The 15,761-nt window shown below is 62.3% G+C and carries 14 protein-coding genes; 13 read left to right on the top strand and 1 reads right to left on the bottom strand.

Annotation, left to right across the window (positions count from 1 at the left end; all coding sequences use genetic code 11):
• The first annotated feature begins 50 nt into the window (after positions 1-50).
• From AMK05_RS23040 to AMK05_RS23100, 13 genes are all read left to right on the top strand, one after another.
• Entirely contained in the window at positions 51-317 is a 267-nt protein-coding gene (locus AMK05_RS23040) for a hypothetical protein (protein ID WP_064841630.1), read from the top strand.
• Between the two features lie 126 nt (positions 318-443).
• Entirely contained in the window at positions 444-1,097 is a 654-nt protein-coding gene (locus AMK05_RS23045) for a Rieske 2Fe-2S domain-containing protein (protein WP_064841631.1), read from the top strand.
• Positions 1,094-1,939 (top strand): aromatic ring-hydroxylating oxygenase subunit alpha, encoded by an 846-nt coding sequence (locus tag AMK05_RS23050; protein ID WP_064841632.1) that lies wholly within the window; start codon positions 1,094-1,096, stop codon positions 1,937-1,939. Before AMK05_RS23045 ends, AMK05_RS23050 begins: the two co-directional genes overlap by 4 nt.
• Positions 1,936-2,595: a glutathione S-transferase family protein gene (locus AMK05_RS23055; protein ID WP_064841633.1), complete on the top strand. Its 660-nt coding sequence runs from the start codon at positions 1,936-1,938 to the stop codon at positions 2,593-2,595. Before AMK05_RS23050 ends, AMK05_RS23055 begins: the two co-directional genes overlap by 4 nt.
• Position 2,596: 1 nt before the next feature.
• Positions 2,597-3,976: an amidohydrolase gene (locus AMK05_RS23060; protein ID WP_064841634.1), complete on the top strand. Its 1,380-nt coding sequence runs from the start codon at positions 2,597-2,599 to the stop codon at positions 3,974-3,976.
• Between the two features lie 26 nt (positions 3,977-4,002).
• Entirely contained in the window at positions 4,003-5,100 is a 1,098-nt protein-coding gene (locus AMK05_RS23065) for a BMP family ABC transporter substrate-binding protein (RefSeq protein WP_064841635.1), read from the top strand.
• A 3-nt stretch (positions 5,101-5,103) separates the two neighbouring features.
• Positions 5,104-6,624, top strand: a complete 1,521-nt coding sequence (locus AMK05_RS23070; RefSeq protein WP_064841636.1) for an ABC transporter ATP-binding protein — start codon at positions 5,104-5,106, stop codon at positions 6,622-6,624.
• Positions 6,624-7,724 (top strand): ABC transporter permease, encoded by a 1,101-nt coding sequence (locus AMK05_RS23075; protein WP_064841637.1) that lies wholly within the window; start codon positions 6,624-6,626, stop codon positions 7,722-7,724. The genes AMK05_RS23070 and AMK05_RS23075 overlap by 1 nt, the downstream gene beginning before the upstream one ends.
• Complete coding sequence (locus tag AMK05_RS23080; protein WP_064841638.1) at positions 7,721-8,632, top strand: ABC transporter permease; 912 nt, start codon at positions 7,721-7,723, stop codon at positions 8,630-8,632. The genes AMK05_RS23075 and AMK05_RS23080 overlap by 4 nt, the downstream gene beginning before the upstream one ends.
• 200 nt (positions 8,633-8,832) lie before the next feature.
• Positions 8,833-10,020 carry an alpha-hydroxy acid oxidase gene (locus AMK05_RS23085; RefSeq protein ID WP_064841639.1) on the top strand — a complete coding sequence of 396 codons (1,188 nt, stop codon included), beginning with the start codon at positions 8,833-8,835 and terminating at the stop codon, positions 10,018-10,020.
• Positions 10,021-10,525: 505 nt separating this feature from the next.
• Positions 10,526-11,839 (top strand): CmpA/NrtA family ABC transporter substrate-binding protein, encoded by a 1,314-nt coding sequence (locus AMK05_RS23090; RefSeq protein WP_064841640.1) that lies wholly within the window; start codon positions 10,526-10,528, stop codon positions 11,837-11,839.
• A gap of 58 nt (positions 11,840-11,897) precedes the next feature.
• Positions 11,898-12,791: a nitrate ABC transporter permease gene (gene ntrB, locus AMK05_RS23095; RefSeq protein WP_064841641.1), complete on the top strand. Its 894-nt coding sequence runs from the start codon at positions 11,898-11,900 to the stop codon at positions 12,789-12,791.
• An 11-nt stretch (positions 12,792-12,802) separates the two neighbouring features.
• On the top strand, positions 12,803-13,600 hold the full coding sequence (locus AMK05_RS23100) for an ABC transporter ATP-binding protein (protein ID WP_064841642.1): 798 nt from the start codon (positions 12,803-12,805) through the stop codon (positions 13,598-13,600).
• A gap of 48 nt (positions 13,601-13,648) precedes the next feature.
• On the opposite strand, the gene AMK05_RS23105 is transcribed toward AMK05_RS23100, so the two are convergent.
• Complete coding sequence (locus tag AMK05_RS23105) at positions 13,649-15,685, bottom strand: oxidoreductase (protein ID WP_064841643.1); 2,037 nt, start codon at positions 15,683-15,685, stop codon at positions 13,649-13,651.
• Positions 15,686-15,761: the final 76 nt, after the last annotated feature.

Raw genomic sequence — 15,761 nt, forward strand, 5'->3', positions numbered from 1 at the left:
CTTTCGCAAGTTCATTCAGGCGCTATGGTGTTGGAAAAACAAGGGCGAGCATGGGACAAGATACAAGCCACCTTCAGGAGCGGATGACGATTATCGGTGATCTCAAGGCTGCGTCCTTTATCCCGTGGATCCGGCGCCATGCCGCCAAGCTCGGGCTCTCGCATACCATATCTCATGCGAGTTCCATGCGGATCGAACTCGAGCTTTCAGGACCGGAGGATTTGATCGACATGATGGAGGTGGGGTGCTCACTGGGGCCGATCGACGTATGGGTCGAGAGCATAGAACGCACGGCGATGATCGGCAAAACGGCCTGACACCAAATGCGGTTTTTGCGATGTGCATATTATTTAACCATTGTTGCCAATGCGAAAAAACTATGCAAACGTGAGGCCTTGAGCGTATCGTTCTACAAAACGTAGTATGGTTCAGGAAGTCTAGTCATGCCATCCGATCCGACCGGCTTTTGGACGCCAGTCGCCCTTTCCCGGGATCTGCCGGCCGCAACCGTCATCCCCGCCCGGACGGCATCTGGATCGATCGCCCTCTGGCGCAGCGCTTCGGGGCGTATATCGGCATCGGCGGATCGCTGTCCGCACCGCGGTATGCGCTTGTCCCATGGTTTCGTGCGCGGCGAGGCGCTTTCCTGCATCTATCACGGCTGGAGCTATGGCCAGGCCGGAAACTGTCTGCGCATTCCCGCCCATCCGGGGCTGGCGCCGCCGGAAACCATCCGGGTCGCCACCCATGAAGTCGAGGAAGCGGGCAGCGTGATCTGGGTGGCCGTGGGTACGCCCGCTTCGAAGCCGCCGAAGCTTGACGGCCTCATTCCCTTGCGCTCGCTGACGGCGTTTGCAGGCACTGCCGCGATCGAAGCGGCGGCCGGCGCGAAGGCGAACCCTGACGGTCTTGTCGAGATCGACGCATCCACCGGCACTCTCTGTCTGCTGTTATCCGTCCAGGACGACGCGCAGACGCTGATCCATGTGCTGCTGAAGGATGACCTTGGCCCTGCTGCGGCCATCGGCGCTTCGCGGGTTGCCGAAAGTCTGCGCCGCCAAGCTGAGGATCTTCAGAAAAAGGAGATCGCGCGGTGAGCATGCAGGCGATGATCGACGAATGGTATCCGGTTGGGCTTTTCAGCCAGCTCGACAGCGCCGGTCGCAAGACCGCGCTGATGGGCGAGCCGATCGACGTGGCGGCCGACGCCGATGGCAATGCGCGGGTCACGGGTGGCGGCGGCCGTGTTCTGCCGGTGCGCGTACGTTACGGCCATGTCTGGTCTTCGCTCGGCGAGCCGAAGAAGGAAATTTTCCCGATCCCCGAGGCCGATCAGCCCGGCCGCCGTTTCGTCGACGTTGGCGTGGTCCGCGTGCGCTGCTCGCCCCTGCGCGCCGTCGAGAATTTCCTCGACATTGCCCATTTCCCCTTCGTCCACACCGACATTCTCGGCGCAGAGCCGCACACCGAGGTCCAGAACTACAAGGTCGAGATCCGCGAGGCCGAAGACGAAGTCTGGGCAACGCAGGTGAAGTTTTACCAGCCGCAGGCCGCCAAATCGGCAAGCGGCGGGATCACGACGGAATATATGTACCGCGTGCCGGCGCCCACCTGCTCGGTGCTCTACAAGACCTGCCCGCCCCGCCCGAGCGAGTGGGATGTCATCACGCTCTTCGTTCAGCCGCTGGCCGAGGACCTGTGCGACGTCTGGCCGTGGATGGCGCTTTTCGATGACGAGACCGCGATGACCGACCTCATCCACTTCCAGCAGACGATCTTCCTGCAGGACCGGTCGATCCTGGAAAACCAGATCCCGCCGCTTCTGCCGCTCGATCCCGGCATGGAAATCCCGACGCGGGCCGATCTCACATCGATCGCTTACCGGCGCTGGCTGAAGCGTCACAATTATACCTACGGCGCACAGCTGGTGGCGCAATGAAGCTCTACGACTACATTCTTTCCCCCAGCTGCTACAAGGTGCGCCTGATGGCGGCGCTGACCGGCGTGAAGCTGGAACTCCGCCCGGTGGATTTCCATCCCGGCGCCGAGCATCGCGGCCCCGAGCTTCTCGCCCTCAATCCGGCAGGTTCCATTCCGATCCTGGAGGATGGCGATCTGATCCTGACCGAGTCGTCGGCAATCCTCGTCTATCTCGCCGCCAAGGCAGCACCCGAATGGCTTGGCAATGGCAAGGCCGAAGAAGCGGCAAAGGTGCAGCAATGGCTGTCGTTCTCCGGCCGGCTGACGGCAAGCCTCGGCGGCGCGCGACTTCATGAGATGCTGGTGCGGCCGGGCGATATCGGCGCGCTGCAGGCCCAGGGCATCGCCGCGCTTCGCGAGCTTGAGGCGGGACTGGTCGAGCAGGGTGTTTGCGGCATGCGCTTCCTCGCAGCCGACCGGCCGACAATTGCCGACATCGCCTGCTTCCCCTATGTGGCGCTGGCGCCCGATGGGGGCGTGACGCTGGATTCCTATCCCGCCATCCGGCTCTGGTCGCGGGCCCTGCGTGCGCTCGACAGGTTTATCGAAATGCCCGGTATTCACCGGCTGCACGAATTGAAGCCGGAACCCCATACCGCACCGGGCGAGGTGTGACATGACCGGCTATCTCCTGAAGAACTGCGCAGCCGTGATCGTCGATGAGGGCAAGGGGCCGGTCGTCCGTCGCCATGTCGATCTCCTGACCGACGGTCCGGCGATAGTGGCGGTCGGTGAAAATCTGGCGGCGGACGCGCTTCCCGCCGGCACGACCGTTCAGGATGCCGCCGGCTGGTTCGTCTATCCCGGCCTCGTCAACACCCACCATCATTTTTTCCAATGCTTCGTGCGCAATCGCGTCGATCTCGACTGGACAAAGCTTTCGGTCATCGAGTGGCTGGAGCGGATCTACCCGATCTTTTCGCAGCTCAATGAGGAGTGTTTTTACCACTCCTCCGTCACGGCGATGGCCGAGATGATCAAACATGGCTGCACCACGGCCTTGGATCACCAATACAATTTCCCCCGCCACGCCGGGAAGCGGTTGATCGACCGCCAGTTCGAGGCAGCCGAACTCTTCGGCATGCGTTTCCATGCCGGCCGCGGCGGCAACACCCTGCCGAAGTCGGAGGGCTCGACCATTCCCGACGCGATGCTGGAAACGACCGACGAATTCATCGCCGACTGCGCCCGGCTGATCGGCACTTATCACGATGCCAGCCCGTTCAGCATGCGCCAGGTCGTGGTCGCGCCCTGCCAGCCGGTGAATTGCTATCGCGAGACCTTCGTGGAATCGGTGGCATTGGCGCGCGATCGCGGCGTCATGATGCACACCCATGTCGGCGAGGGCGAAAGCCCGGTCATTCAGGCTCGTCATGGCATGCGCACGGTCGATTATCTGGAAGAACTCGGCTTTGCCGGGCCCGACGCTTTCTATGCCCATTGCTGGGAGTTGACTCACGACGAACTCAGAAAGATGGCGGCCAGCGGCACCGGCGTGGCGCACTGTCCGGAGCCGGTCTATCTGGTCGGCGCCGAAGTCACCGACATTCCCGCCATGGCCGCCTTCGGCCTGCGCATCGGCCTTGGCTGCGACGGGGCCGCCTCCAACGACAACTCCAACCTGATGCACTGCCTGCACTCGGCCTATATGCTGCAGTGCCTGGTATCTTCGAGCCGCGCCCATCCCGTGCCGGCCCCCGTCGATTTTCTCGGCTACGGCACGACGGGCGGGGCGAGCCTGCTCGGCCGGCGCGACCTCGGCCGGCTGGCGCCCGGCATGGCCGCTGACCTGTTTGCGATCGACACGCGTCGCATGGATTATGTCGGTACGCGGCACGATCCGTTGAGCCTGATTGCCCGTGTCGGCATCGGGATGGCGACCGATATGACGATGATCAATGGCCGTATCGTCTGGCAGAACGGGGAATTCCCCGGTCTCGACGAGGCCAAACTGTCCGCCGACGCCGAGGCCGCCCTATCCGCCGTAGAATTTTAAAAAAGCCAAAAGAGGGAACTGAGAACATGACCAAACTGACCCGCAGAAACCTGATGACGGCCGCTGCCGCCACCGGCCTTGCCGGCGCGCTCGGCAGCCGCATGGCTTTCGCCGCCGACCAGCCGCTCGGCATCACGCTCGTCGTCCCTTCGCCGATCGGCGATGTCGGCTGGGGGCACGCCCTTGCCGCCGGCCTCGAGCCGATCAAGGCCGCTTACGGCGACAAGGTGAAGGTCACCGTGCTTGAGAATATCGCCGAAGGCCCGGACGCCGACCGCATCATGACCAAGACCGTCGCCGACGGAAACAAGTTCCTGATCGCCGGCTCCTTCGGCTATCAGAACGGCGCCTTGCAGATCGCCCGCCGTGATCCGAGCGTGACGGTCCTGCATGCCTCCGGCTTCCAGGTTGCTCCCAATTTCTCGCCGTTCGCCGCCAAGTATTTCCAGGGCACCTATCTGCTCGGCATGGCCGCGGCAGCACTTTCCAAGACCGGCAAGCTCGGCTCCGTCTCGGCCTTTGCCATTCCCGAACTCATTACCTCGATCAACGCCTTTACGCTCGGCGCCCAGGCGGTAAAGCCGGATATCGAAGTCTCCGTCGTCTGGGTCAATTCCTGGTTCGACCCGGCCAAGGAGCAGGAGGCAGCCAAGGCGCTGATCGCGCAGAAATGCGACGTGATCTTCTCCAATGCCCAGGATACGCCATCGGTCATATCGGCCTGCGAAGACGCCGGCGTCTACGCCTTCAACCTCAACTCCTCGATGAAGAAGTATGCACCGAAAACCTATCTCGGCTGCATCTCGACGGACTGGTCGCCCTTCTTCAAGGCTTCGGTCGATGCCCATCTCGCCGGTACGTTCAAGGGGGCCAATGCGTTCCTCGGCGTCGCCGACAAGGTCGTCGAAGTGGTCGACTGGAACCCTGATATTCCGGCCGACGTGATGACCAAGATCAAAGAGATCGAGGCAAAGATCGCCGGCGGCAGCTTCTCCCCCTTCACCGGGCCGATCACCAAGGCCGATGGCAGCGAAGGTGCCGCCTCGGGCGCAACCATGGCCGACCCCGAGATCATCGCCATGAATTGGCACGTCAAGGGCGTCTCGACGCCGCTGCCGAAATAATTCATGACCACCCCGCTCCTGTCGCTGCGTGGCATTTCGAAAAGCTACGGTCAGATCCACGCCAACCGGGCAATCGATCTGGACGTGGCCCCGCAATCGATCCATGCGATCCTCGGAGAAAACGGGGCGGGAAAATCGACGCTGATGAAGCTGATCTACGGTGTCGAGCAGCCGGATGACGGAGATGTCGTCTGGGAAGGTACACCCTTGCGCCTCGCCTCACCCGCGGAGGCGCGGCGCAAGGGCATCGGCATGGTCTTCCAGCACTTTTCGCTGTTCGAGACCTTGACGGTGATCGAGAATATTCAGCTGGTGGTGCCGGGCCGAAAAGCTGATCTCAAGGAACGTATCCGCACGCTTGGACGGGAGTTCGGTCTCGAAGTCGATCCGCTTGCTCATGTGCATGCGCTGTCGGTCGGTGAACGGCAACGGGTGGAGATCATCCGAAGCCTGATGGCCAATCCGAAGCTGCTGATCCTTGACGAGCCCACCTCGGTCCTGCCGCCGCAATTGGTGGAGACGCTCTTCGACACCCTGCGTCGGCTGCGCGACGGCGGCGTTTCCATCCTGCTGATTTCCCACAAGCTCGAAGAAATTCGGGCAATCTGTGACCGCGCGACGATCCTGCGCGGCGGACGCGTGACCGGGGATGTCGATCCGCGCGAGCACGATGCCCATGACCTTGCCCGGATGATGATCGGCCGCGATATGCCCGCACCCATCTCGGCGCTGCCGCTGTCTGGCGGGGAAAAGCGGCTGGAGATCATTGGTTTGGACCACCGGCCCGACGATCCCTTTGCGGTGCCGCTCTCCGGCCTCAGCCTCGAGGTGCGTGCCGGCGAAATCCTCGGGATCGCCGGTGTTTCGGGCAACGGCCAAAGTGAGCTTGCCGCGCTGATTTCAGGCGAGACCATGCTGGGGCGTGACCAACGCGACCGGATCTACATGATGGGAATGGATGTCGGCAGGCTCGATGCCGCCGCGCGGCGGCAGCTCGGATTTGCCTTCGTTCCGGAAGACCGGCTCGGACGCGGCGCCGTGCCCGAAATGTCGCTCGTTCTCAACAGCCTGCTGACGGCCCATCCGCTCAAGCTTTTACGGCGTGGTCTGATCGAAAGGGCAAGGGCGATGACGTTCACCAAGGAGTGTATCCGTCGGTATGATGTTCGCACATCCGGCCCGGATGCGGAAGCCGGCACCCTGTCCGGCGGCAACCTGCAGAAGTTCATTGTCGGTCGCGAAATCATGCTGTCTCCGAAATTGCTTTTCGTGGCGCAGCCGACCTGGGGCGTTGATGTCGGCGCTGCCTCCGCCATCCGCAGCCGCCTGGTCGCATTGCGCAATCAGGGCATGGCGATCCTCGTCATTTCCGAGGAACTGGAAGAATTGTTCGAACTCTGCGATTCCATCCAGGTGCTGCATCACGGCCGGCTCAGCCCGCCGCTTGCAACGCGGGACACCAAGCCCGAGGAGATCGGCCGATACATGATCGGGGCCGATGCCTCGCCCGAGAAAGTTCAATAATGAGCGTCTGGTTCCCTACTTCCCTTCCCACTCTGGTCCGCCGGGAGCGCGCCTCGCTGGCCGCGGCCTTGGGCGCCCCCGTCATCGCGCTCGGGGGGGCGATCGCACTGAATCTCGGCCTTTACGTCTTGATGGGCCGCGACCCCGCCGCGGTCGTCTATGCGATGCTTTTCGAGCCCTTCCTCTCCTGGGCTTCATTTTCGGAAGTTCTGTTAAAGGCTGGCCCCCTCCTCCTCATCGCCCAAGGGCTGGCAATCGGCTTTCGCGCCAAGGTTTTCAATATCGGCGCCGAGGGCCAGTTTATCCTTGGCGCGATCTTCGCCTCCGCCATTCCGGTCTGGTTTCCCCAGGCGTCGGGCCCGTGGATCTGGCCGGCGATGCTGCTGCTCGGCGCCATCGGCGGCGCGATTTGGGCTTCTCTCACCGCCTTCTGGCGCGTGCGCCTCAATGCCAATGAGATCCTCGTTTCGCTGATGCTGAGCCTCGTTGCGGCGCAATTGTTGAACTATCTGCTGCTCGGGCCCTGGAAGGATCCGAACGGCTTTAATTTCCCCCAGTCGGTGATGTTCCAGTCAGATGCGATGGTGCCGACCCTGATTGCCGGCACGCGAGTCAACGTCTCCTTCCTCATCACCCTCGGTTTGTCGGTTGCGGCCTGGGTCTTCATGCAGAGGAGTTTCATCGGTTACAAGCTGCAGGTCGGCGGTCTGGCGCCGCGAGCTGCCGGCTACGCCGGCTTCAGGGAAGGTTGGGCGATCTGGCTTTCGCTGCTGATCGGCGGTTTTGCTGCCGGTCTTGCCGGCGCCGCCGAAGTTGCCGGTCCGCTCGGCCAGCTGCAGCGTTCGGTCGCGAGCGGCTACGGTTATGCGGCCATCATCGTCGCCTATCTCGGCGGCCTGCATCCCATCGGTATCGTGGTCTCGGCGCTGGTCATGGCGGTTATCTATATCGGCGGCGACAATGCCATGGTCTCGGCCAGCCTGCCGATCGCCGCCGTCCGTGTCTTCCAGGGCAGTCTGCTGCTCGCCTACCTGATCGCCGTCGCCTTCGTGCGTTATCGTCTCGAATGGCCTCGCTCCGCCCAGCGGAGCGTGTCATGAACGCCATCGAGTTCATTTTTGCCGGCATGCTTGCGGCTGCGACACCGTTTCTTCTGGCGGCGCTCGGCGAATTGGTGGCCGAGCGCGCCGGTGTCCTCAACCTCGGGGTCGAGGGATTGATGGCCCTTGGCGCCGTGCTCGCCTTCATCGTCGTTTATCATGGCGGCGGACATTTTCTCGGCTTCATCGTCGCAGGGCTCGGCAGCGCCGCCCTTTCTCTGCTCTTTGCCTTTGTCACGCTCGGGTTCCGGGCAAACCAGGTGGCCGCCGGCCTTGCCATCGGCATTCTTGGCCAAGGCCTCTCGGCCCTCTTCGGCAAGACCTATGAAAGCCTGACGGTCAAGGGTCTTCCAAAGCTTGCTCTTCCAGCGCTGTCGGAACTGCCGGTGATCGGTGGCCTTTTCGTCCAGGACATCGTCGTGTGGATCTCGCTCGCTGCGACGCTGGCTCTTTGGGCCATACTTGCCTACACCAAGCTTGGTCTCATCGTCCGCGCCGTCGGCGAGAACCCGAAGGCGGCCCACGCCATCGGCTATTCGGTGATATCGGTCCGTATCCTCGCCATCGCCTTCGGCGGCGCGATGGCCGGCTTCGCCGGCGCTTATGCGGCGGTCGTCTACACACCGCTCTGGGCTGACGGGATGATCGCCGGACGCGGCTGGATCGCCATTGCCCTCGTCGTCTTCGGGACCTGGCTCACCGGCCGTATCTTCCTCGGCGCCTGCCTCTTCGGCGCGGTCTCGCTGATGGGGCTTGCGGCCCAAGCAACCGGACTGGACGTTCCCTCGCAGCTGCTATCGAGCCTGCCCTATCTCGTCACTATCATCGTGCTCGGCATCATCTCCGCCGACCGTCGCCTGCTGAAACTGAACGGTGTCGCTTCGCTCGGCGAACCATTCGAGCGATAGAGCATCGTGCGGTCTGTTGATTAGCGCCGGTATGCTGGTTACCTTGTTATTTCCGTCCATTCGGAAGGGTCGCAAGAAAGCATTCGAGGCAAGCGAAGATTGAAGCTGCGGGGAGGCTGACGGTCGGTAGCGGTGGATGCAATGGCATTCACCGCCCTCTCCAAGGAAACAATTCGTCTGTAATCCAACGGAGCAAGCCCATGAAAGTAAGCAGCCCTGACTCCCGTCGGTCGACCCGGCTGGCGCAGGCTATGCTCTGCCTTGATGACTTCGAGCCAAAGGCAAAACGGCATCTGCCAAAGCCGCTCTACGGCTATATTTCCGGTGGCAGCGAAACCAACGCATCGCTGCGAAAGAATGTCGAAGCCTTTCAGGCTTATGCGTTTCGACCGCGTATTCTCCAGGACGTGTCGAAGCGAAGCATGGAGACGACCTTATTCGGTCAGACCTATGCCGCCCCATTCGGGATCGCGCCAATGGGGATCAGCGCGCTCATGGCCTATCGCGGCGACATTGTTCTTGCCGCCGGCGCAGCGCAGGTCGGCATTCCGATGATCATGAGCGGATCCTCGCTCATTCGGCTCGAGGAGGTTATTGCCGCCGCGCCCGCGACCTGGTTCCAAGCCTACCTGCCCGGTGAGCCCGAGCGCATCGATGCGCTGGTGGATCGAGTTGCCGCGGCAGGCTTTAACACCTTGTTGCTGACCGTCGATACCGCCACGCTCCCGAACCGGGAAAACAATATCCGGGCTGGTTTCTCGACGCCTCTGCGGCCGAGCCTCGCTTTGGCCTGGCAGGGTGTCTCGCACCCGCAATGGACCATCGGGACATTTTTGCGCACGATCGCCCGCCATGGCATTCCGCATTTTGAAAACTCCTACGCGACCAGAGGCGCACCCATCATCGCCTCGAACGTCACGCGGGACTTTGGCCGGAGAGACCATCTGAACTGGAGCCATCTCGAGCGCATCCGCAACCGCTGGAGCGGCAAGCTGATCGTCAAGGGCATTCTTCATCCGGACGATGCGGCGCGGGCCGCCGAGGCAGGGGCTGACGGGGTGATCGTGTCCAATCATGGCGGCCGCCAGCTCGATGGCGCCATCTCTCCTCTGGCGGCGCTTCCCGAGATCGTGGAGCGTCTGGGCGACAAGATCCCAGTCATGATCGACGGCGGCTTTCGCCGCGGAACCGATATCATCAAGGCCTTGGCGCTGGGAGCACGGTTCGTGTTTGTCGGGCGACCGTTCCTTTATGCGGCGGCCATTGCCGGTCTGCCCGGCGTATTGAGGGCGGCGGACATCCTGAAGGCTGAGCTCCATAGCAATATGGCCCTGCTCGGCGTGACGACGATCGAGCAAGTTTCGAGAGACCACCTCGTGGCGACTTGACGAGAAAAGCCGCGACCTCTCGCGGTCCGGACCGCCCTCGCGAACCGAGTGGCAGCGGGCCTTGCCATGGGCATTTTTCCAAGGCCTCTCCGTCCTTTGGCAAGACCGATGATTGGAGCGCCGATTTCGGCTTGATCATACCTGCCCGGCAACCGAAACGGCGCGTGTGCACTGCACAAATAGGCGCACCCGCGACTGCGGGCATAGCAGTGATCGCCTAAAACATCGGCGCGCTGTGTGTGTGCCTAAAATATAATCATTTGCGGATTTGTGAAATATCTCCTGTAGTTTCAGGCTGTTATCCCAAGCTTTCAGGACTGGCACGCTGATTGCAAGTCCTAAGCAGCATCGGTCAACGGCGACCGGCGCGGATAGGCGCGGCATAAGCGCCTGCACAGACACCGACGTCGCAAGGTCTTTGCACTCCAGGGTACTCCCATCCCTGGACGTAATTTCCGGCGGCGTTTTTTTGTGTCCAAATTCGGCCAGCAGAGGGAACCTGCGCATGACAAAGACTTCGACGACTGGAATTTCGACCACCGGCATAACCCGCCGCAGCATGCTCAAGACGACCGCGACGGCCGCCCTCATCGGCGCCGTCAAGACGGCCTTTCCCTCCGGCGCTTTTGCCGCCGGGACGGGCCCTGAAGTGAAAGGCGTCAAGCTCGGCTTTATCGCGCTCACGGATTCCGCACCGCTGATCATCGCTAAAGAAAAGGGCTTTTTCGACAAGCACGGCCTTCCGGAAACGGATGTGGCCAAACAGGCTTCCTGGGGCGCGACCCGCGATAATCTGGTGCTGGGCGGCGCAGCGAACGGCATCGACGGCGCCCATATCCTCTCGCCGCTCCCCTATCTCATGCATACCGGCAAGGTGACCCAGAACAACAAGCCGGTGCCGATGGCGATCCTCGCCCGGCTCAACCTCGACAGCCAGGGCATTTCCGTCGCCAAGGAATATGCCGAAACCGGCGTGCAGCTCGATGCCTCCAGGCTGAAGGCCGCCTTCGAGAAGAAGAAGGCTGAGGGCAAGGAGATCAAGGCCGCCATGACCTTCCCCGGCGGCACCCACGACCTCTGGATCCGTTACTGGCTCGCCGCCGGTGGCATCGACCCGAACAAGGACGTTTCCACAATCGTCGTGCCGCCGCCGCAGATGGTTGCCAATATGAAGGTCGGCAACATGGACGTCTTCTGCGTCGGCGAGCCGTGGAACGAGCAGCTCGTCAACCAGGGCATCGGCTTTACCGCGGCGACCACCGGCGAGCTCTGGAAGGGGCATCCCGAAAAGGCGCTGGGGCTGCGCGCCGAATGGATCGAAAAGAATCCCAACGCTGCCAAGGCCCTGCTGATGGCTGTCATGGAGGCTCAGCAATGGTGCGAGAGCATGGATAACAAGGCGGAAATGGCTGAGATTCTCGGCAAACGCCAATGGTTCAACGTTCCGACCAAGGATGTGCTCGGCCGCCTCAAGGGCGACATCAATTATGGCAACGGCCGCGAGGTCAAGGCTACCGACCTCTACATGAAGTTCTGGAAAGACGGTGCCTCCTATCCGTTCAAGAGCCACGATACCTGGTTCATGACGGAAAACATCCGCTGGGGAAATCTGCCTGGTACGACCGACATCAAGGCGCTGGTCAACCAGGTGAACCGCGAGGACGTCTGGCGCGAGGCCGCCAAGGATCTCGGCGTCGCGGCGGCCGATATTCCCGCATCGTCGTCTCGTGGCAAGGAGACCTTCTTCGACGGCAAGGTTTTCGATCCCGAAAATCCCTCCGCCTATCTCGACAGCCTTTCGATCAAGGCCGTCTCCTGATCTCGCCTCCGGCGCGCCAGCGGCGCGCCGGCCATCCATTCCCGTGAGGAGCACGTCGATGCCCGCCCTGGCAAATCAAGAAAACCCCTCCACTGCCGCCGCTGCCATGCCGGCGGCAAAGGTTCTGCCATTTTCCGGCAAGCACGGATCGCGGATCGATGTTCGTCATGCGGCAATCGCCGCGTTTCGCAACCTCGTTCCGCCAGCCATCGTCATGGCACTCATTCTGCTCGTCTGGCAGGTGCTCTGTTCATCGCCGGATGCGTCTTTACCGTCGCCACATCGGGTCTGGCAGGATAGCTACGACCTGATCGCCTATCCGTTTTTCAACAACGGCTCGCAGGATATCGGGCTGGGCTGGCGCGTGCTGATTTCGCTGCAACGCGTGGCCTATGGCTTCGGTCTTGCTGCCATCATCGGGGTTATCATCGGGGCGATCATCGGCCAATCGGTTTGGGCGATGCGCGGCCTCGATCCGATCTTCCAGGTGCTGCGAACGGTTCCGCCGCTCGCCTGGCTGCCGCTGTCGCTCGCAGCCTTCCAGGATTCCAACCCCTCAGCGATCTTCGTTATCTTCATCACCTCGATCTGGCCGGTGATTATCAACACCGCCGTCGGCGTGCGCAATATCCCGCAGGACTACCGCAACGTCGCCGAGGTGCTGCGGCTCAACCAGTTCGAGTTTTTCTGGAAGATCATGCTGCCTTCGGCGGCCCCCTACATCTTCACCGGCCTCAGGATCGGCGTCGGCCTCTCCTGGCTCGCCATCGTCGCAGCCGAAATGCTGACGGGCGGCGTCGGCATCGGCTTCTTCATCTGGGACGCATGGAATTCGTCGCGCCTGCCGGACATCATCGTCGCGCTCGCCTATATCGGCGTCGTCGGCTTCGCCCTCGACAAGCTGGTGGCTGCGCTCGGCAAACTCATCACCCGCGGCGCCACCGCCAACTAAGGAACGTCCCGATGGATGCCTATCTGAAACTCGATCATATCGACAAATATTTCGATCGCAGCGGCGTGCGCGCCGAAGTGCTGAAGGACATCAACCTGACGATATCAGCCGGCGAATTCGTCTCGATCATCGGCCATTCGGGCTGTGGAAAATCCACCCTGCTCAACCTGATTGCTGGCCTGACGCCGGTTTCTTCAGGCGCCGTGCTTCTTGAAAACCGTGAGGTCAACGGACCGGGTCCCGAACGCGCCGTCGTTTTCCAAAACCACTCCCTGTTGCCTTGGCTGACGGTTTACGAGAACGTCAATCTCGCCGTCTCCAAACTTTTCAACCGAACAAAGACCAAGACCGAGCGACATGACTGGGTCATGGCCAACCTCGACCTTGTGCAAATGGCGCATGCCAGGGATAGGCGGCCTTCGGAAATTTCCGGCGGCATGAAACAGCGCGTCGGCATTGCCCGCGCGCTTTCAATGGAGCCGAAAATCCTGCTGCTCGACGAGCCTTTCGGCGCGCTGGATGCGCTGACCCGCGCCCATCTTCAGGACGCAGTGATGGAAATCCACGCCCGGCTCGGCAACACGATGGTGATGATCACGCATGATGTCGATGAGGCGGTGCTGCTCTCCGACCGCATCGTGATGATGACCAACGGCCCGGCGGCCGGCATCGGCGAAGTGCTCGATGTGACCATCTCTCGTCCCCGCAATCGCATCGAGCTCGCCTCCGACCGGACATATCTCAAATGCCGGGAGGCTGTGCTGAAGTTCCTTTACGAACGCCATCGCTTCATTGAAGCCGCGGAATAGCGACGGGGAAGCGACCGGGCGTGATTGGCCGGTCGCGGTCCGCCCCGGCTATGCCGCGCAGATCTTCGCCGTTTCGTCGTGTCGCGTGCCCTCTGCGGTACCGATCGCCATTCCGGCGCGCCGTCCCTCGTAGAAGGCATAGGGAGCCTGCCTTGGCGCCACGCCGTCGCCGATCTCGACGAAGGGAATAGCGAGCTCAGCCAGCTCCATAGCGAGCCAGTTGGCCGCAACATTGGTGGTGGAGAAGACGAGGCTGTCGGCATCGACCGTCTCGCGCTTTCCGGTCAGATGGGAGACGAGGATTGCGGCGTGGCCTTGCCAGTTCTCTATGCTGGTCTCCGTTCGGAACTGAACGCCGAGCATGCTGAGCGTGCGGCGCAGGGGAACGTCGGCGGAGGTGCGCTGCAGTTCCTTTCCGATGAGTGCGTCGGGTGTCACGAGCACGACCTCGTGCCCCTGCTCGGCAAGCTTCCAGGCCGTGCCGCAGCCCTTCCAGCCGCCGGTTTCGTCGACGACGACAACACGTTTGCCGAGCCTTGCCTGGCGGGCCATGACGCTTTCGGCGGAGAAGACGTTTCCTTGTTCGATCCCGGCGAGCGACGGCCGGTCGGGCATGGCCTTCTGAAAGCCTGTTTCCTGCGGCACCGATCCGGTCGCCAGGATCACCACGTCGGCGCCGATGTCGGCGACATCGCTTCCTTCGATATAGCTGTTGAAGCGAACCTCGACGCCGAGTTTTTCGAAGCGGGTTTCGTACCAGGAAATGAGGTCCAGTATCTGCGCCCGCCTTGGCTGCTCGCCGGCAAGGCGGAAGGCGCCGCCCAGCCGGTCCGCGGCTTCCGCCAGGATAACCCGATGGCCCCTTTCGGCGGCCACACGCGCCGCTTCCAATCCGGCCGGCCCTCCCCCGACGACCAGCACGAATTGGGGATTTTCGACCGGTTCGAACCGGTCGCCTCCCCATTCGGCCTCGCGCCCGACCGAGGGGTTGATCAGGCAGCTGATCCAATAGTCGCGCGACCGCCGGCCCCAGCACATCTGGTTGCAGGACAGACAGCCGCGGATATCCTCGGGCGTTCCCAACCGCGCCTTATTGGCAAGATGCGGGTCGGCGATCTGGCCGCGCACGATCGAAACCAGATCCGCCGCTCCCTCCCCGAGCGTAATTTCCGCATTCTCCGGTGTTCGGATATGGCTCTCCGCCGTCACCAGCGCATGGCTCACGACCTGCTTCAGGCGTGCCGACAGCTCGACACCCAATCGCTCGGGATAGAGAAAGGTCGGCATCAGGCTGCCATAGTCGAAATATCCGCCCGAGCCGCAGGTCACGTAATCGATCAGCCTCTCCTCATCGAGGCCGGCGACGATCTCCGTCAACTGATCACGATTGAGAGCGGTGGGACAGCCCGGCTCGTCGCTGACGGTCAGGCCGATGATGAAGTCCGGGCCGCAGGCCTGCCGGATGCGGTTGAGGACTTCCCCGGAGAATCTCGTTCTGTTTTCGAGACTTCCACCCCAGCGATCCTCGCGGCGGTTATAGAAGGGTGTCCAGAACTGATCGAGCAGACCGCCATAGGCGGCCCAGACCTCGACGCCGTCAAAACCTGCCGCCCGACAGCGCAGCGCCGCCTTGACGAAAGCCTCGATGGTTTCCTCGATCTCGTCTTCCGTCATCGCATGCGAGCCGTCGCTGTCGTGATAGCTCGGTCCTCCCGAGGGCGACCAATGCGCGTGAAAGGAAAGGTCGGAATCGCCATGGCTGCCGACATGATAAAGCTGCTGGACGATGACGGCCCCGTGCTGCTTGACGCTTTCGGTCAGCCTCTTGAACGCCGGAATGACGGAGTCGTCCGATGTCCGGAAATTGCCCCGCGTCAGGACGGTCGCCGGATGGACCGGCATCGGCTCGACGACGATCATCGCCGCCCCGCCAATCGCCCTCTCGACGTAATAGGCGGTGGTCTGATCGCCCGGCAGGCCATTCACCGACATGTTTGCCGTATGGGCGCCGAACACGATCCTGTTGCGCAGCCTATGGCCGGCAAGCGTGATCTCGGAGAAGGTCTTCGGAAAGGTGGTCGTCATCTGGAATCCTGGCGGGTTTCACGCTGCAGTGCGGATGCGCGGGCCTCGACACCCGCGCACCAGCTATTTGTTCTTA

This window comes from Rhizobium sp. N324 (genome assembly GCF_001664485.1).
Lineage (GTDB): Bacteria > Pseudomonadota > Alphaproteobacteria > Rhizobiales > Rhizobiaceae > Rhizobium.